The sequence below is a fragment of the Pseudomonas sp. PDM20 genome, from assembly GCF_014852575.3.
Taxonomy (GTDB): domain Bacteria; phylum Pseudomonadota; class Gammaproteobacteria; order Pseudomonadales; family Pseudomonadaceae; genus Pseudomonas.
Map to the genome: position 1 here is coordinate 4,118,517 of NZ_CM181224.1, position 17,777 is coordinate 4,136,293.

Below are 17,777 nucleotides of genomic sequence, written 5' to 3' on the forward strand. Positions count from 1 at the left end.
CGGCGGCAGCGCGGCGGCCTCACGAGGGTTGCCGCCCACTGCGCCAAATCGATAGATCACCTGGCCCGGAGCCGGCATTGCGTAGAGCCGACCCCGTAACCAGGACCCCTGACCATGCACGATATCGACCCCGTCGAAACCCAGGAATGGCTGGACGCGCTGGAATCCGTACTGGAAAAAGAAGGCGAAGAGCGCGCCCACTACCTGATGACTCGCCTAGGCGAGCTGGCCAGCCGAACCGGCACGCAACTGCCCTACGCCATCACCACGCCTTACCGCAACACCATCCCGGTAGGCCACGAAGCCCGCATGCCGGGCGACCTGTTCATGGAGCGGCGCATCCGCTCGCTGGTGCGCTGGAACGCGCTGGCCATGGTGATGCGCGCCAACCACAAGGACCCGTCGCTGGGCGGACACATTTCCACCTTCGCTTCCTCGGCGACCCTCTACGACATCGGCTTCAACTACTTCTTCAACGGCCCCACCGAGGAACACGCCGGCGACCTGATCTACTTCCAGGGCCACGCCTCGCCGGGCTTCTACGCCCGCGCCTACATCGAGGGCCTGCTTACCGACGAGCAACTGGAGAACTTCCGCCAGGAGGTCGACGGCAAGGGCATTTCCTCCTATCCGCACCCACGCCTGATGCCGAAGTTCTGGCAGTTCCCGACGGTGTCCATGGGCCTGGGGCCGATCCAGGCGATCTACCAGGCGCGCTTCATGAAGTACCTGGAGAGCCGCGGCTTCATTCCCGCCGGCAAGCAGAAGGTCTGGTGCTTCCTGGGTGATGGCGAGACCGACGAGCCGGAATCCCTGGGCGCGATCTCCCTGGCCGGGCGCGAGAAGCTCGACAACCTGATCTTCGTGGTGAACTGCAACCTGCAGCGCCTGGACGGCCCGGTGCGCGGCAACGGCAAGATCATCCAGGAACTGGAAGGCGTGTTCCGTGGCGCCAACTGGAACGTGATCAAGGTGATCTGGGGCCGTTTCTGGGACCCGCTGTTCGCCAAGGACACCGCCGGCCTGATGCAGGCGCGCATGGACGAGGCGGTGGACGGCGACTACCAGAACTACAAGGCCAAGGACGGGGCCTTTGTCCGCGAGCACTTCTTCGGCGCGCGGCCGGAGCTGCTGGAGATGGTCAAGGACCTCTCCGACGAGGAAATCTGGAAGCTCAACCGCGGCGGCCACGATCCCTACAAGGTCTACGCCGCCTACCACGCCGCGGTGAACCACAAGGGCCAGCCCAGCGTAGTGCTGGCCAAGACCATCAAGGGCTACGGCACCGGCACCGGCGAGGCGAAGAACATCGCCCACAACATCCACGAGATCGACGTGGACAGCCTGCGCGCCTTCCGCGACCGCTTCGACATCCCGATCAAGGACGCGGACCTGGCCAAGCTGCCCTTCTACCGCCCCGACGAAGGCAGCGCCGAGGCGCGCTACCTGAAGGAGCGTCGCGCTTCCCTGGGCGGCTTCATGCCCCACCGCCACGGCAACAGCCAGCGCATCCCGGCACCGCCGCTGGAGACGCTCAAGGCGCTGCTCGATGGCTCGGGCGACCGCGAGATTTCCACCACCATGGCCTTCGTGCGGATCATCTCGCAGTTGGTGAAGGACAAGGAACTGGGCCAGCGCATCGTGCCGATCATTCCCGACGAGGCACGCACCTTCGGCATGGAAGGCATGTTCCGCCAGCTCGGTATCTACTCCTCGGTGGGCCAGCTCTACGAGCCGGTCGACAAGGAACAGCTGATGTTCTATCGCGAGGACAAGAAGGGCCAGATCCTCGAGGAAGGCATTACCGAGGCCGGTGCCATGTCCTCGTTCATCGCCGCCGGCACCGCCTACAGCAACTACCGCCAGCCGATGCTGCCGTTCTACATCTTCTATTCGATGTTCGGCTTCCAGCGCATCGGCGACCTGGCCTGGGCGGCCGGTGACAGCCTGACGCGCGGCTTCCTGCTGGGCGGCACCGCCGGGCGCACCACGCTCAACGGCGAAGGCCTGCAGCACGAGGACGGCCACAGCCACGTGCTGGCTTCGGTCATCCCCAACTGCCGCACCTACGACCCGACCTACTCCTACGAGCTGGCGGTGATCATCCAGGAAGGCGTGCGGCAGATGATGCAGGAGCAGCAGGAGGTCTTCTACTACATCACCGTGATGAACGAGAACTACCCTCACCCACCGCTGCCCAAGGGCGCCGAGGAAGGCATCATCAAGGGCATGTACCTGCTCGACGAGGACAAGCGTGCCGCCGCTCACCATGTGCAGTTGCTCGGCTCGGGCACCATCCTGCGCGAGGTGGAAGCGGCGGCGAAAATCCTCCGTGACGACTTCGGCATCGGTGCGGACGTCTGGTCGGTGCCCAGCTTCAACGAGCTGCGCCGCGACGGCCTCGCGGTGGAGCGCTGGAACCGCCTGCATCCAGGACAGAAGCCACGGCCCAGCTATGTCGAGCAGTGCCTGGGCGGACGGCGCGGGCCGGTGGTGGCGTCCACCGACTACATGAAGGTCTACGCCGACCAGATTCGCCAGTGGGTGCCGACCAAGGAATACAAGGTGCTGGGCACCGACGGCTTCGGCCGCAGCGACACCCGCGCCAAGCTGCGCCACTTCTTCGAGGTCGACCGCCACTGGGTGGTGCTCGCCGCGCTGGAGGCCCTGGCCGATCGCGGCGACATCGAGCCGAAAGTGGTGGCCGAGGCCATCGCGAAGTTCGGCCTCGACCCGGAAAAAACCAACCCGCTGGACTGCTGAGGAGAGGCACGATGAGCGAAACCATTCGCGTACCCGACATCGGCAACGGCCAGGGTGAAGTCATCGAACTGCTGGTCAAGGTCGGCGACCGCATCGAAGCCGACCAGAGCCTGCTGACGCTGGAGTCCGACAAGGCCAGCATGGAGATCCCCGCGCCGAAAGCGGGCGTGGTGAAGGCGATCAAGGTGAAGGTCGGCGACACCCTCAAGGAAGGCGATGAAATCCTCGAACTCGAGGCCGAAGGCGGCGCCGCCGAAGCCAAGGCCGAGGAACCGACCCAACCTGCCGCCGAGGCGCCCCAGCCCGCCGCCGCGCCGGCGCCTCAACCTGCGCCTTCCGGCGGCGGCGTGGAAACCATCAAGGTGCCGGACATCGGCAATGGCCAGGGCGAGATCATCGAACTGATGGTCAAGGTCGGTGACCGCATCGAGGCCGACCAGAGCCTGCTGACGCTGGAGTCCGACAAGGCCAGCATGGAGATTCCCGCGCCGAAAGCGGGCGTGGTGAAGGCGATCAAGGTGAAGATCGGCGACACCCTCAAGGAAGGCGACGACATCCTCGAACTGGAAACCGAGGGCGGCGCTGCGACGGCCAGCACGCCGGCCGCGGCGGCGCCCGCCTCTGCTCCGGCTCCGGCGAAGGAAGAAACGCCAACGCCCGCCCCGACTGCCAGTGGCGGCGTGGAGAGCATCCGCGTGCCCGATATCGGCAACGGCCAGGGCAACGTCATCGAACTGATGGTCAAGGTGGGTGACCGCATCGAGGCCGACCAGAGCCTGCTGACGCTGGAATCCGACAAGGCCAGCATGGAGATTCCCGCGCCGAAGGCCGGGGTGGTGAAGGCGATCAAGGTGAAGATCGGCGACACCCTCAAGGAAGGCGACGAGATACTCGACCTGGAAGTGGCGGGCGCAGCGGCGGCTCCCGCAGCCGCCGCAGAAAAACCAGTCGCTGCGCCAGCGGCGAAAGCCGAACCGCCCAAGGCGCCGGACGTCGCCCCGGTGGGTGCGCCCAGCCGCGACGGCACCAAGGTGCATGCGGGCCCCGCCGTGCGCATGGTCGCCCGCGAGTTCGGTGTCGAGCTGGCGCAAGTCACCGGCAGCGGGCCCAAGGGCCGCATCCTCAAGGAAGACGTGCAGGCGTTCGTGAAGGAGCAGCTGCAACGCAGCAAGTCCGGTGCGGCTGCAGGAGCAACCGGTGGCGCAGGCATCCCGCCGATCCCGGAGATCGACTTCAGCAAGTTCGGCGAAACCGAGGAAGTGGCGATGACCCGCCTGATGCAGGTCGGCGCCAGCAACCTGCACCGCAGCTGGCTGAACGTGCCCCATGTGACGCAGTTCGAGTCCGCCGACATCACCGAGGCGGAGGCCTTCCGCATCGCGCAGAAGGCGGCGGCGGAAAAGGCCGGTACCAAGCTGACCATCCTGCCGATCCTGCTCAAGGCCTGCGCCCACCTGCTGCGCGAGCTGCCGGACTTCAACAGCTCGCTCGCCCCCAGTGGCAAGGCGTTGATCCGCAAGAAGTACGTGCACATCGGCTTCGCCGTGGACACGCCGGACGGTCTGCTGGTGCCGGTTATCCGCGACGTCGACCGGAAGGGGCTGCTGCAGCTTGCGCTGGAGGCCGCCGAGCTGGCTGAGAAAGCGCGGACGAAGAAGCTATCCGCCGACGCCATGCAGGGTGCCTGCTTCACCATCTCCAGCCTCGGGCACATCGGCGGTACCGGCTTCACCCCCATCGTCAACGCGCCGGAAGTGGCGATCCTCGGTGTGAGCAAGGCAGCCATCCAGCCGGTGTGGGACGGCAAGGTCTTCCAGCCCCGGCTGATGCTGCCGCTGTCGCTGTCCTACGACCACCGGGTAATCAACGGCGCAGCGGCAGCGCGATTCACCCGGCGACTGGGGGAAGTGCTGGGGGATATTCGAAGCTTGTTGCTGTAAGCGCATCCGGTGAGTATCACACCGGCCCTCAGATCGACCCGGCACGCTCTTGTGCCGGGTCTCCCGCCCAGGATTGGCTGACCACTCCTTCTTGTGTGCAGCCGGCCAACTGGGTGAAACAACCGATTGGCTATTCAGCCCGAGCCATCAGGGCGCATATTTCTGCCTCCCTGCAACAACCCCCATTCACCCGTAAAAACACCCGCATCGAATTATCCTCCCCACAAGTAACCTTTCAATAGAAATCAAAGAAACTTCCCACGCGCTTCAAATTATCAGCCCCACCAATAGTTCCATAAGCACATATCATCAGAAAATACCCACGGAACTTACCCAATCTCTCCAGTTGCCACTCCACTGTGTGATTTCGAAACTCCCATCAACCTCCCACATTCGAGCACCCGCTCTATTCCGCAACTCTCGAAAGACGCGGGTACTTTTGAAGGGGCAATTGATCAGTCGAAAAAGTCGCCACGACTTTTTCGACAGGGGTATTTCTAAAAACAGCGGAGATAAAAATGAAGAAGGCATTTGCGAGAAATAGAATTTCCCTGGCCATATCCCTGGCAGCCTTATTGCCCGGCTCATCTGTTCTCGCCCTGGAAACCAGGGACATTCAAACACCCCAAGGCGCGCCCATATTCAAGATCAACTTCTACGATGTGGGAGATGGCGTGTTCATGTTCGACCCGGAGAAAAAGGACAACCGCTCCTCGATCTGGAACCTGAATTCGGACCAGAAGGCGAAGATCGAAGCGGGAGTGAAATACTGGGCAACGGTAATCAAGCCGAACGCCGGGCAACTCCCCGCCACCATCAACGTTGGCACCTTCAATGAAGATAACGCAGCGGGCACCAGTTATCCCAACAGCGAGGATCAATCCCCCAGCATCACCCAGTTACAGGCCGCGCTGACCGGTAAAAGCCGCAGTCCCGATCAGTACGGGGCCGACGGCTTCTTCCTGATAGGCAAGTTGAAGTTCGATACCCAGTCTTACCAGCCATCTCAATTGCCGCGCACCGGGGCTTTCGATCTGGCTGCCACCGCGTCTCACGAACTGGCTCACGCTCTAGGCGTAATGACCTCGGTCGCCGACAAGGACGGTGAAAACTCCGACACCCCCTACTTCGACAAGCAGCTCAGCCTCTGGGAAAGCCACCTGCGCGATGACAATGGCAACCCGGCCCGCCCGAACCAGGTCGTGCTCTGCACGGGCTGCGACAACGACTACGATCCGGACGGCTTCGATCTCCGCAAGGACCAGGGCTACTTCACCGGGAAGAACGTCTCCGACGTCCTGGCCGGTGCCATGCCGGGCCTTCCGGTCCGCGCACGCTCCGCCGATGGCAGCGTCGATGACGACTACATGAGCCACCCCGAGCTGAAGAGCAGCCTGATGAGCCACCAGAATTACCGCAACTACACCACCTTCATGGAGGCGGAACTGGCGGCGTTGCAGGACCTGGGCTACCAGATCGACCGTCGCGACCTGTTCGGTTATTCGGTCTACGGCGATAACCAGACGATCTACAACCAGAATGGTTACTTCCAGCGCGACCCTTCCGGCACCCGCTATCTGGTGGGCAGTTACAGCCAGACCTTGCTCGGCCTGGGCCTGCACGTTTACGGCAGCTACAACCAGATATTCCAGCAGGCCGATCTTCTGACCCGCGGCGCCGGTGCGGCGGGTGTTCGCGTCGACGGCGAAGGCAACACGCTGGTGGTCGAGCCGGGCACGCGCATCCATGCTGACGGCCAGAACGGGGTGGGCGTCCTGTTCGCCTATGGCAAGAACCATGAGTTCGTCCAACGCGGCGATATCGAGGCCCTGGGGGAAGGCGGTGTCGCCGCCAAGTTCAGCTTCGGCCAGAACCTGGTGGGCAGCCTCGGGGAAGGTTCGGAATATCGCGGCTCCTACTTCCAGTTCAAGGACAGCAGGGTGCTCCCCAATCCGTTGCCGGAGCTCATGGGCGCACTGGTCAACAACGTCGACATCAGCGGCCGCCTGGCGGGCAGGAGCGCCGCGATCCTCATCGAGGACTCGGCGCTGGTCAACCAGATCAACATTCTCGCCGGCGCCCAGCTGGAGGGCGGCATCTACTCGAATTACAACACCTGGAACAACGTCGAGTGGCGCTACACAGAACTGAACTTCGGTCTGCTGAACGACGGCCAGGGCCATGCCCTGGACCAGGCCGACCCGAACTTCCGCATGACCTACAACGGTGACATCCAGGGCAGCAACAACCTGGTGCTGAACCTGCGCGGCGGCCAGACCTCCCTCGGCGGCGAGCAGGAGCTCTACGCCGTCAACGTGAGCGAAGGCGCAACCCTCTCCGGCAACAGCACCTACACGATCAATGACAACGGTGCCTTCACCAACCGTGGCACCGTGGCGCCGGGCAACTCCTTCGGCACCCTGACGGTGGACGGCGATTACCAGCAGACCGACACCGGTCAATTGCTGGCGGAGGTCAACGACAAGGGCCAGCACGACACCCTGAAGGTCAACGGCAACGCCAGCCTCGCTGGTCGCCTGAGCGTCGCGCCGCAGCGCGGCTGGTACTCGCCGCAATGGTCGATGAGCTCCCGCCAGTTGCTGACCGCCACCTCCACCAGCGGCGCCTTCGACCAGGTGGAAAGCCTGTCCCCATCGCCCACCCTGTCCCTGCTGGCGACCCCGCAGAGCAACGGCGCCTACCTGCTGCGCTTCGAGCGCGCCAGCGACACCTACAGCCAGTACGCCACCAGCCAGAACGGCCGCGCCGTCGGCGAGGCCCTGAGCCGGGACGTCCCCGCCAACGCCGACAGCGACACCCGGAAGCTCTACACCACCCTGGACTTCTCCAACCCCGACGGCAGCACCATCGCCAGGGCGCTGGAGCAGCTCTCCCCGTCCGCCTACAGCGCCATGATGGCCAGTTCGCTGCAGCGCGAGCAGCAAGTGGCCGACGCCATCAGCGCCCGCGAACCGGGCAAGCTGCGTGACGATGAGTGGCAGACCTTCATCCAGCCCTTCGGCGGCAATTCCCGGCAGAACAGCGATCACGATACCGTGGGCTACACCACCGACAGCTACGGCGTGATCTTCGGTGCGGAAACCGCCGCCTCCAGCGACGGCGCGCTGATCGTCGGCCTGCACGGTGCTGCCAGCAAGCAGAACGTCAGCCTGAAAGACCCGCAGCGTGGCAGTGGCGACACCTCGGCGCTGGAGCTGGGTGTTCACGCCCGCTACGCCGCAGACCCGATGGCGGGTAGCTACCTGCTCGGCAGCGCCCGCGTCGGCTACGAGAGCGGCGAACTCAAGCGCAAGATCGACTTCGACGACTACTCCGCGCGCAACAAGGCCGACTGGACCGGCACCAGCGCGTCGCTGGTCGGCGGGGGCGGCTATCGCTTCCAGCTGAACGAGAACGTCAGCCTGGGTCCGATCGCCACCCTGACCTACACCAGCCTGTGGCGCGACGGCACCCACGAGAAAGGCGCCGATGGCTCGGCCCTGAAGTTGGAATCGCAGCAGTTCGATTCGCTGCGCTCCAGCATCGGCCTGAACAGCGCGATGAACTTCCCGCTCGAAGGCGGCCGCGCCATCAAGGCCGAGGGCCAGGTCACCTGGAACCACGAGTTGCTGAACACCGACCTGATCCAGGACGCGACCTTCGCCACCTACCAGGGCTCCTCGTTCCGCAGCAAGAACACCGTCATGGACCGCGACTCCATGGGCGTGCGCGGCAACGTCCGCTACTCGCTCAGCGAGAACGTCGACATCGGCGCCGGGGTTGCCAGTGATCTGTTCCGCACCGGCTACAACTCGGTGTCGGGCAACCTGTCGCTGGACTGGCGCTTCTGATCCACCCTCCCCGTGCCCTGCGCGGGGAACCATCTTCCTCGGTGCTTGCCGCCCTTCGGGGCGGCTTTTTTCACAGGCGGTCCAGCGGAATTCGCAGGTAACGCACGCCGTTGGCTTCCGCCTCCGGCAGCTCGCCCGCACGCATGTTCACCTGGATCGACGGCCAGATCAGCGCCGGCGCATGCAGCCCTGCATCGCGCTGCTGACGCATGCTGACGAAGGCGTCTTCGCTCACCCCCTCATGCACGTGCACGTTGTCCTGGCGTTGCCGCGCCACGCTGGTTTCGAACTCATGGTGATCGCGATTGGCAGTCAGGTAGTCGTGGCACATGAACAGCCGCGTCTGGTCCGGCAAGGCGAACAGTCGCTGGATCGAGCGGTACAACTGCCGTGCATCGCCGCCGGGAAAGTCGCACCGGGCAGTGCCGTAGTCGGGCATGAACAGGGTGTCACCCACGAACGCCGCATCGCCAACCAGGTAGGTCATGCAGGCCGGCGTGTGGCCGGGCGTGTGCAGTGCCTGGGCCTGCAGTTCGCCGATGCTGAAGCACTCGCCATCTTCGAACAGATGGTCGAACTGGCTGCCGTCGCAGGGGAAATCTTCATCCAGGTTGAACAGGCCGGCGAAGGTGCGCTGAACCTGGGCGATGCTCGATCCGATGGCCAGCCGGCCGCCCAGTTCGCCCTTGAGCCAGGCGGCGGCGGACAGGTGATCGGCATGCAGATGGGTTTCCAGCAGCCACTCCACCGTCAGCGCCTGCTCGCGAATGTACTCGAGTATCTGGCGGGCGCCGGCGTTGCCAACGCGGCCGGCGGCGGCATCGTAGTCCAGCACCGGGTCGATGATGGCGCAGCGCCCAGTGCTGTGATCCGCCACCACATAGCTGTAGGTGGATGTGGCGGGATCGAAGAAGTGCTGGATGGTAGCGCTCATGTGGGTCTCCTCCTGGTCTCGATTTTCCATTCGTAGCCCGCCATCCCCACCAGCATGGCGATGCAGAACAGCGCTCCCTGCCAGTAGCCGGCAGCGAAGGTCACCAGAGCCGGCCCCGGACAGATGCCGGCAATGCCCCAGCCAACGCCGAACAGCAGGCTGCCGCCGATCAGTCGGCCATCCAGTTCACGGCGCTGCGGCAGCTGCATCAGGCCGCCCAGCAGCGAACGATGCCGCCGCCGCGCCCAAGTGAAAAACGGTAGACCAACCGCGATGGCGGCGAACATCACCAGCGCCAGCGACGGGTCCCACGCCCCGGCGAGATCGAGGAACCCCAGCACCTTGGCCGGGTTGGCCATGCCGGCCAGCAGCAGGCCGAAACCGAACAGCAGGCCGGCCAGCAAAGCGACGATGCGGCTCATGCTCCACTCCCCAGCAGATGACGCACGACAAACACGGTGGCAAAGCCGGTGCCCATGAAGCACAACGTCGCCACCAACGAGCGACCGGAGAGCCGCGACAAACCGCAGACGCCATGCCCACTGGTGCAGCCGGAACCAAACCGGCTGCCGATACCGACCAGCAGGCCCGCCACCACCAGCGTCATCCAGCCGGCCTCGAAGCGAATCTCCGGCAGCGGGCGCAGCGCCAGCCACAACAGCGGCGCAGCCAGTATTCCGAGCAGGAAGAACAGCCCTTCGCCCTTCCAGCCGGCGCTCTTGAACAACCCGCCGAGCAGGCCGCTGATGCCGGCGACACGGCCATCGAGCGCGGCATACAGCCCGGCCGAAAGACCGATCAGTGCGCCACCGGCCAGGGCGCTCCACGGCGGGAAATGAGCCCAGTCGATCATGTCGGTTGCTCCGCGCAGAACAGCCGGTACAAGGTCTCGATCACCGCCAGTGCCTGCTGGCTGGCAATGCGGTAGTAGACCTGCTTGCCATCGCGGCGGGTCTCCACCAGCTCCTCGCGGCGCAGCACGGCCAGTTGCTGCGACAGGGTAGGCTGGGTGATGCCGGTACAGGCTTCCAGCTCGCCGACGTTCAGCTCGCCCTGGGCCAACTGGCAGAGCAGCATCAGGCGGTCGGTGTTGGCTAGCGCCTTGAGCAGCTGGCAGGCGGATTCAGCGGATTGGTGCAGGCGCAGGGCGTCGGCGGGTTCGAGCGTGGTGGCGGTCATGGGAACGATCTACCAATATACAATCTATATTTTTATAGATTGTTTTCCGCGCCCTGACCAGCCCCTCCCCCTTCATCAGATCAGCGGTTTCTCGTACCGCCAGGCATCGGCGCCGTCTTCGTAGAAATTGGCGATCCGGCCGAAGCGGCGATAGCCACGCCGCTCATAGAGGCCAATGGCGATGCAGTTATCGACGCGCACCTCGAGCCGCAACGCCCTGCAACCGTGCCGCGCGGCACTACGCTCCGCCTGTTCCAGCAATCCGCTGCCCAGTCCCCTGCCGCGAGCCTGCTGCGAGGTCGCCAGCGAATACAGGCGCGCCACCTTCGTGCCCCGACGAAACAGCAGCAAGGCGTAACCGAGCAACTCGTTGCCCTCCTGCGCCACGATCAGCTCGGTACTCGGTGCGGCGATCATCTGGCGAAAGCTGCGCGCACTCAGACGGTCCTCGTGAAAAGTGCCTTCCTCCAACGCCACAAGAGCCGCTAAATCGGCACGGGCGGCAAGGCGGTATAACAGTGGCATGGGTTCTCCGTAAAACTTTCGTCATGAATCGGGACATTTCTGGAAGTTGCTGCTTAATAGACACACGGCAACTTCCAGACAGGTCCGTGAACAATGTCTTCGCTACACACTAACTTCCATGAAAAGTTGAATGCAAGCTCCCTCCAGGCTGTCACCGAAGCCTCTGCGGAGCCGCCTTCAGCCCGCTCCAGCCAAGTCCTGATCATCGTCGAGCGCAAGGAAGACTGGGCTTCGTATATTCCCAGCGAAGATATGCTGAGCGCGCGGGAATACCTGGAAGACTCCCGCCAGTTCGAAGCGGGGAAACGCTTCCAGGTGATAAATCTGTGTCGCAACTACAAATACCTGGGCCACGGTTATTATTGTTCCCTGCTCGCCGAGGCGCGCGGGCACAAGGTGATCCCATCGGTACGCACGATCAGCGAACTGGCGAAGAAATCCCTCTACGGGCTGGCCCTGGACGGCCTGGAAAAAACCCTGGAGAAAGCCCTCGACCAGCATCCCTGCGCCAGCACCGACGGCTTCACCCTGCGCCTGTACTTCGGCCGCACCGACCTGGAGCCGCTGCAGCCCATCGCCCGCCAGCTGTTCGAGGCCTTCCCCTGCCCGATCCTGCTGGTGGACTTCCGCCGCACCGATGCCTGGCATATCGCCGGCGTTCGCCCCGGCGCCCTGCACAAGCTGCGGGAGAATCAGGAAGACCAGTTCGCCGACGCCCTCGACCGCTTCAGCCGCCGCGTCTGGCGCCAGCCCAACTCGCGGCGCCTGGCGCGCTATGACCTGGCCATCCTGCACAACCCGGCGGAGAACCTGCCGCCCTCCAATGCCGCAGCGCTGCAGAACTTCGTCCGCGTCGGCCGGCAGCTGGGCATCGACGTCGAACTGATCGAGAAGAAGGACTACGCGCGCCTGGCCGAGTACGACGCGCTGCTGATCCGCGAGACGACCCGCGTCGACGACCATACCTACCGCTTCGCCAAGAAGGCTGAACGCGAGGGACTGATCGTGATGGACGACCCGGCTTCGATCCTGCGCTGCACCAACAAGGTCTACCTGACCGACCTGCTGCGCGGCCAGGGCCTGGGCATGCCGGACACGGAAATCCTCTACAAGGACAACCCCCAGGAGCTGGAGCGCGTCGGTGCACGGCTGGGCTTCCCGCTGGTGCTGAAGATTCCCGACGGCTGCTTCTCCCGTGGCGTCTACAAGGTCGAGGACGCCCAGCAACTGCGCAGCGTCAGCGCCGAACTCTTCGAGCACTCGGTGCTGCTGCTCGCCCAGGAGTACCTCTACACCGAGTACGACTGGCGCATCGGCATTCTCAATCGCAAGCCGGTGTTCGCCTGCCAGTACTTCATGTCCCGCGGGCACTGGCAGATCGTCGAGCACAAGGCCGGCGGCGAGGTGATCGGCGAATGCCGCACCCTGCCGGTGGAAAGCGCACCGCCGGCCGTGGTGGAACTGGCGCTGAAGACCGCCAGCCTGATCGGCGACGGCCTGTACGGCGTGGACCTCAAGGAGGCGAACGGTGAGGTGGTGGTGATCGAGGTGAACGACAACCCCAACCTCGACGCCGGCATCGAAGACGCCTGCCTCAAGGACGACCTCTACCGCCAGGTGCTGGAGGAATTCATCCGCCGCCTGGAACTCAAGCGGCGCGGCCAGGCGCTGTGATCCCCCTCAAGGAGAACCCCATGGAAGCCACGCACATCGGCCTGACCATCCTGATCGCCATCGTCGTGTTCGGCACCGCGATCAACTATTTCGATCGCCGCATGAAGCCGCGCGAGGTGCGCGAGCAGGCCAGGCGCAAGGCTCAGCCGAAGCGCACGCAGTAGATCGGCGGCAGGTTCATCGACAGGCATTGCCAGTGATCGCCGCCGTTCTCCGACAGCCACAGTCCGCCGGTGGTGGACCCCATGGCCAGGCACACGCCATCGTCGTCCACCGCCAGGCCGTGACGGTACACCAGGTCGAAGGCCGCGCCCTGCGGCAGGCCGCTGTCGAGCACTTCGAAGCTGGCGCCGCCATCACGGGTGCGGGTAACGACAAAGCGGGCATCCACCGGAATCCGGCAGACGTCCTTCACCGCGGGGACGAACCAGGCGGTGTCCGGCTGGGTCGGGTGGACGGCGACGGCGAAGCCGAAGCTCGACGGCTTGACCTGCACATCGCTCCAGCGCGCGCCGCCATCGGTGGAGGTGAAGATGCCGTTGTGGTGCTGCACCCACAGGCGCTGCGGCTGCGCGGGACAGTGCACCAGGCGGTGCGGGTCCTGGATGGCGCCCTCATCGCGCAGCTCCGGCGGCATGTAGTCGGCGTACATGCCGCTGGTGGTGAGGCGCCAATTGGAACCACCATCGTCGCTCTGCCAGACGCCACCGCAGGACACGGCAATGGTCAGGTGCTGGCTGTCGCGCGGGTCGACGCTGACCGAGTGGATGCCCGGCCAGTCGTAGCCGCCGCCCATCCAGTGCGAGCGTTCGGGGCGGTCCCAGAGCGGGCGATTGAGCTCCCAGCTATCACCACCGTCGCTGCTGCGGAACAGGCCGCCGGGTATGGTCCCGGCCCAGAGCACGCCGGGCTCGGCGGCGCCGCCAATCTCCAGGCACCAGATCTGCTGCAGGACCCAGGGCGCGGGCGGGGCTTCCCCCTCCTGGGGCGCGGGCAGCGGATCGGGTTGCGGCGGGTAGGTCGGCACGGCGATCTCCTGCCAGTCCTCGCTCGCCCGCTGACGCCAGAGCTTGCAGCCGAAGTGGCCGAGGTTGAGGGCGGCGTAGAGGGTTTCATCGCGCGGGTCGGCGAGCACCGTGCTCAGCGGCTCGCCAATGAAGTCCCGGCGGGTTTCCTGCCAGCCGTCCGCGCCACGCTGGAAGGTGAACAGCCCCTTGCGGGTCGCCACCAGCAATCGATCATCCATCTTGCCCTCCTGATATGCCGCCTTGCCCTCAACCGCCGCTCAGGGCCTGGACCACGTAGACCTCGCTGTCCGCTGCCAGCGCATCGCTGAGGCGGGCGCGGTCACGCAGGCGCAGGCCGTCGATGAAGATCGTCAGGTGCCGGCGCAACCCGCCCTGGTCGTCGAGCAGGTAGCCGCGCAATTTCGGTGCTTCGACAAATACCGCTTCCAGCGCGCCGGCGAGGTTCACCGCCGGCAACTCGCGCTCTTCGATGGGAACGTGACGCTGGATCGATGGGGCGAAAACGATGCGGCACATGGACGAGCCCGTGGCGGACGCTGATTGCCCCAGTCTAGGGCAGACGCGGCGGGCGCTCCGGGCGCTTCGACGAGGTGCGCGAAGAGCCACGCAAAGGCTCTGGAACGGCCTTCGTGGTGATCAGGAGAGAGCATTCAGTTTCGATTTGGCAAAACCAAACGTCGTGAAAATCACATTTAACAAACCCATACGCCGTGCGAGTCTGCGGAAATCGTCAGCCAAATACTTCGACATGCACCTGCTCGTTTCGCCCGCACCGCTGGAACCCGTCGCCGCCCGCAAGGCCGGCAGCGTCGTCCGCCTGCCGCGCAAACATGCCCGCTGGCTCGAACTGCAACCGCTGACCCTGCCTCTGGAACTGGCCTTCTGGGCGCTCTGGCATTGCCGCCACGCGCGCCCGCCCGACCATACCTCTCGCTGACCGGGCACCCCGCCCGACTTCGCCCGACGGAGCTACATTCATCGAAGAGCTCGGCTCATCACGGCCAACGCTTTTCATCGAACAAGACGTAGCCCGTTGCATCGCTTGCCTGCCTTCAATCCCGTGCCCGTCGGCGCGGCCCTGGCCTGCAGGTCGTCAGCGCATCCGCGTGGATGCTAACGAGAGCCCCATGAATTTCGCCTCCGTGCAAGAAGCCCAGTATTTCCTGGCCCAGAACCCCGATATCGAGATGGTCGAGCTGTTCATCCTCGACGCCAACGGCGTGCCGCGCGGCAAGCTACTGCACCGCGAGGAGCTGCTCGCCGTGTACCAGTCCGGCCGTCCGCTGCCCAGCACCATCCTCGGCCTCACCGTGCATGGCGAGGATGTGGAGGATTCCGGGCTGGTCTGGGACGTCGGCGATATCGACTGCCGCGCCTACCCGCTGGCCGGCAGCCTGGTGCGCCTGCCCTGGCGGCAGATTCCCACGGCGGCGGTGCAGGTCAGCATGCACCCCGAACAAGGCAAGCCGGCGGACATTGCCGACCCGCGCCATGTGCTGATCCACGTGATCGACGGCCTCAAGGCCGCCGGCTACCACCCGGTGATGGCCTGCGAGCTGGAGTTCTACCTGCTCGACGCCAAGCGCGACGCCCATGGCCGCCCGCAACCAGCGCTGGACGCCGACGGTGGCCGCCCGCGTGCCACTCAGGTCTACGGCCTGCGCGAGCTGGAGCAGATCGAACCCTTCCTCGCCGACCTTTATGCCGCGTGCAAGGCCCAGGGCATTCCGGCGCGCACGGCCATCTCCGAGTACGCACCGGGCCAGGTGGAAATCACCCTGGAGCACGGCGATGCGCTGGTCGCCATGGACCAGGCCGTGCGCTACAAGCGCCTGGTGAAGGGCGTGGCGCACAAGCACGGCATGCAGGCGTGTTTCATGGCCAAGCCGTTCGACGACCTGGCCGGCACCGGCATGCACATGCACGTTTCCCTGGCCGACGCCGAGGGCAACAACCTCTTCGCCAGTGAAGATCCGGCGGGCACCCCGCTGCTGCGCCAGTCCGTGGGCGGCATGCTGAAAAGCCTGCTCGACTCGCTGCTGCTGTTCTGCCCCAACGCCAACTCCTACCGCCGCTTCCAGGCCAACAGCTACGCACCGCTGGCGCCGACCTGGGGCTGTGACAACCGCACCGTGAGCCTGCGCGTACCTGGCGGCCCGGCCAATACCCGCCATGTGGAGCACCGCATCTGCGGCGCCGACGCCAACCCCTACCTGGCCGCCGCGGCCATCCTCGCCGGCATCCATCGCGGCATCCGCGAGGAGATCGACCCGGGCGCACCGGTGGAAGGCAACGGCTACGCCCAGGCCAAGGAACTGCTGCCCACCGACTGGCTGACCTCGCTGCGCGCGCTGGAGCGCTCCAGCTGGGCGCGCGATGCGCTGGGCCACGAATTCCTCGGCGTCTACCTGAAGGTCAAGCAGGCCGAGTACCGCCAGTTCATGGGCGAGGTCGGCGAGCAGGACTGGCGCTGGTATCTGACGCAGGCGTGAGGGCGCTCCCGCGCACCTCAGCCAAACCCTTGCCGTCATCGGGCAGGGGCAACCGAACAACAACAGGAACACCGAAATGAACGCTGCACTGAACCCCGCCACTCCCGCCCCCGAGCGCGCGAAGTCCTACTACTCCGCGAGCCTCAACGAAGAGACCAGCTACCCCACGCTGCAGGGCGAGGTGAACGTCGACATCGCCATCATCGGCGGCGGCTTCACCGGCGTCGCCACCGCCGTGGAGCTGGCCGAGCGCGGCTACAAGGTCGCCATCGTCGAGACCAACAAGGTCGGCTGGGGCGCCAGCGGGCGCAACGGCGGGCAGGTCACCGGCAGCCTCTCGGGCGACTCCGCCATGGAGAAGCAGATGCGCCAATGGCTGGGCGACGACGTCGACGACTTCATCTGGCACCTGCGCTGGCGCGGCCACGAGATCATCAAGAGCCGCGTGGAGAAGTACGGCATCCAGTGCGACCTGAAGTTCGGCCACCTGCACGCGGCGATGAAGCAGTCGCACATGGACGAACTGAACGCCACCTTCGACGACGCCAAGCGTCGCGGCATGGGCGACGAGATCAGCCTGCTGGACGGCGCTGGCGTGCGCGCGCATCTGGAAAGCGACCTGTACTGCGGTGCCATCAAGAACACCCGCAACATGCACCTGCACCCGCTCAACCTGTGCATCGGCGAGGCCAAGGCCGCCGCCAGCCTGGGCACACTGATCTTCGAGCACTCCGAAGTGCTGGACATCGTCCACGGCCCGCGCCCGGCGGTGGTCACCTCCGGCGGGCGGATCAACGCAGCGCAGGTGATGCTCGCCGGCGACGTCTACCACAAGCTGGAGCGCAAGCAGCTCAAGGGCATGATCTTCCCGGCCATGGGCGGCATCGTCACCACCAAGCCGCTGGGCGAGCTGGCCAAGCGCATCAACCCGCAGGACCTGGCGGTCTACGACTGCCGCTTCGTGCTCGACTACTACCGCATGACCGGCGACGGCCGCCTGCTGTTCGGCGGCGGCGCCAACTACTCCGGCCGCGACTCGCGCGACATCGCCGGCGAGCTGCGCCCGTGCATCGAGCGCACCTTCCCGGCGCTCAAGGGCGTGGACATCGAGTTCCAGTGGAGCTGCGCCATGGGCATCGTGATGAACCGCATCCCGCAGCTGGGCAAGCTGTCGGAGAACGTCTGGTACTGCCAGGGCTACTCCGGCCACGGCGTGGCGACCACCCACATCATGGGCGAGATCATGGCCACGGCGATGACCGGCGACCTGGAGAAATTCGACACCTTCGCCCAGTGCAAGCACATCCGCGTGCCCATGGGCGACGTGTTCGGCAACCCGATGCTGGCCGCGGGCATGTGGTACTACCAGATGATGGAGAAGCTGCGCTGAC

The 17,777-nt window shown here is 65.2% G+C and carries 14 protein-coding genes and 1 pseudogene; 8 read left to right on the forward strand and 7 right to left on the reverse strand.

Annotated elements, in window-relative coordinates; genetic code table 11:
* Positions 1 to 114 precede the first annotated feature (114 nt).
* From aceE to IB261_RS18720, 3 genes are all read left to right on the forward strand, one after another.
* Positions 115 to 2,763, forward strand: coding sequence for a pyruvate dehydrogenase (acetyl-transferring), homodimeric type (gene aceE / locus IB261_RS18710; RefSeq protein WP_192381391.1), 2,649 nt, complete (start codon positions 115 to 117; stop codon positions 2,761 to 2,763).
* An 11-nt stretch (positions 2,764 to 2,774) separates the two neighbouring features.
* Positions 2,775 to 4,703, forward strand: coding sequence for a dihydrolipoyllysine-residue acetyltransferase (aceF, locus tag IB261_RS18715; protein WP_192381390.1), 1,929 nt, complete (start codon positions 2,775 to 2,777; stop codon positions 4,701 to 4,703).
* 680 nt (positions 4,704 to 5,383) lie between these two features.
* On the forward strand, positions 5,384 to 8,554 hold the full coding sequence (locus IB261_RS18720) for an autotransporter outer membrane beta-barrel domain-containing protein (protein ID WP_225605971.1): 3,171 nt from the start codon (positions 5,384 to 5,386) through the stop codon (positions 8,552 to 8,554).
* Positions 8,555 to 8,624: 70 nt separating this feature from the next.
* Here the strand turns inward: IB261_RS18720 and IB261_RS18725 are convergent, their stop codons facing one another.
* The 5 genes from IB261_RS18725 to IB261_RS18745 form a co-directional block, all read right to left on the reverse strand.
* Positions 8,625 to 9,488, reverse strand: coding sequence for an MBL fold metallo-hydrolase (locus tag IB261_RS18725; protein ID WP_192381388.1), 864 nt, complete (start codon positions 9,486 to 9,488; stop codon positions 8,625 to 8,627).
* On the reverse strand, positions 9,485 to 9,910 hold the full coding sequence (locus IB261_RS18730; protein ID WP_192381387.1) for a DUF6691 family protein: 426 nt from the start codon (positions 9,908 to 9,910) through the stop codon (positions 9,485 to 9,487). Before IB261_RS18730 ends, IB261_RS18725 begins: the two co-directional genes overlap by 4 nt.
* Positions 9,907 to 10,341, reverse strand: coding sequence for a YeeE/YedE family protein (locus tag IB261_RS18735; RefSeq protein WP_192381386.1), 435 nt, complete (start codon positions 10,339 to 10,341; stop codon positions 9,907 to 9,909). Before IB261_RS18735 ends, IB261_RS18730 begins: the two co-directional genes overlap by 4 nt.
* Positions 10,338 to 10,667 carry an ArsR/SmtB family transcription factor gene (locus IB261_RS18740; RefSeq protein ID WP_192381385.1) on the reverse strand — a complete coding sequence of 110 codons (330 nt, stop codon included), beginning with the start codon at positions 10,665 to 10,667 and terminating at the stop codon, positions 10,338 to 10,340. Before IB261_RS18740 ends, IB261_RS18735 begins: the two co-directional genes overlap by 4 nt.
* 75 nt (positions 10,668 to 10,742) lie before the next feature.
* Positions 10,743 to 11,192, reverse strand: coding sequence for a GNAT family N-acetyltransferase (locus IB261_RS18745; protein ID WP_192381384.1), 450 nt, complete (start codon positions 11,190 to 11,192; stop codon positions 10,743 to 10,745).
* A 180-nt stretch (positions 11,193 to 11,372) separates the two neighbouring features.
* On the opposite strand from IB261_RS18745, the pseudogene IB261_RS18750 reads away from it, so the two are divergent.
* A pseudogene (locus tag IB261_RS18750) lies at positions 11,373 to 12,866 on the forward strand (RimK family ATP-grasp domain-containing protein); the annotation flags it as partial.
* 20 nt (positions 12,867 to 12,886) lie between these two features.
* On the forward strand, positions 12,887 to 13,030 hold the full coding sequence (locus IB261_RS18755) for a hypothetical protein (RefSeq protein WP_167523213.1): 144 nt from the start codon (positions 12,887 to 12,889) through the stop codon (positions 13,028 to 13,030).
* Here the strand turns inward: IB261_RS18755 and IB261_RS18760 are convergent.
* Together IB261_RS18760 and IB261_RS18765 are read right to left on the reverse strand one after the other, a co-directional pair.
* On the reverse strand, positions 13,009 to 14,112 hold the full coding sequence (locus IB261_RS18760) for a WD40/YVTN/BNR-like repeat-containing protein (protein WP_192381382.1): 1,104 nt from the start codon (positions 14,110 to 14,112) through the stop codon (positions 13,009 to 13,011). The genes IB261_RS18755 and IB261_RS18760 overlap by 22 nt on opposite strands.
* A 28-nt stretch (positions 14,113 to 14,140) precedes the next feature.
* Positions 14,141 to 14,410, reverse strand: a complete 270-nt coding sequence (locus tag IB261_RS18765) for a MoaD/ThiS family protein (protein ID WP_081518532.1) — start codon at positions 14,408 to 14,410, stop codon at positions 14,141 to 14,143.
* Positions 14,411 to 14,642: 232 nt separating this feature from the next.
* Between IB261_RS18765 and IB261_RS18770 the strand changes: the two genes are divergently transcribed.
* From IB261_RS18770 to IB261_RS18780, 3 genes are all read left to right on the forward strand, one after another.
* The gene (locus IB261_RS18770; protein ID WP_081518533.1) at positions 14,643 to 14,831 is read left to right on the forward strand and encodes a hypothetical protein; all 189 of its coding nucleotides are present in this window, start codon (positions 14,643 to 14,645) and stop codon (positions 14,829 to 14,831) included.
* 190 nt (positions 14,832 to 15,021) lie between these two features.
* The gene (locus IB261_RS18775) at positions 15,022 to 16,386 is read left to right on the forward strand and encodes a glutamine synthetase family protein (protein WP_081518534.1); all 1,365 of its coding nucleotides are present in this window, start codon (positions 15,022 to 15,024) and stop codon (positions 16,384 to 16,386) included.
* 76 nt (positions 16,387 to 16,462) lie between these two features.
* Positions 16,463 to 17,776 (forward strand): NAD(P)/FAD-dependent oxidoreductase, encoded by a 1,314-nt coding sequence (locus IB261_RS18780; RefSeq protein WP_192381381.1) that lies wholly within the window; start codon positions 16,463 to 16,465, stop codon positions 17,774 to 17,776.
* The last annotated feature ends 1 nt before the right edge of the window (position 17,777 follow it).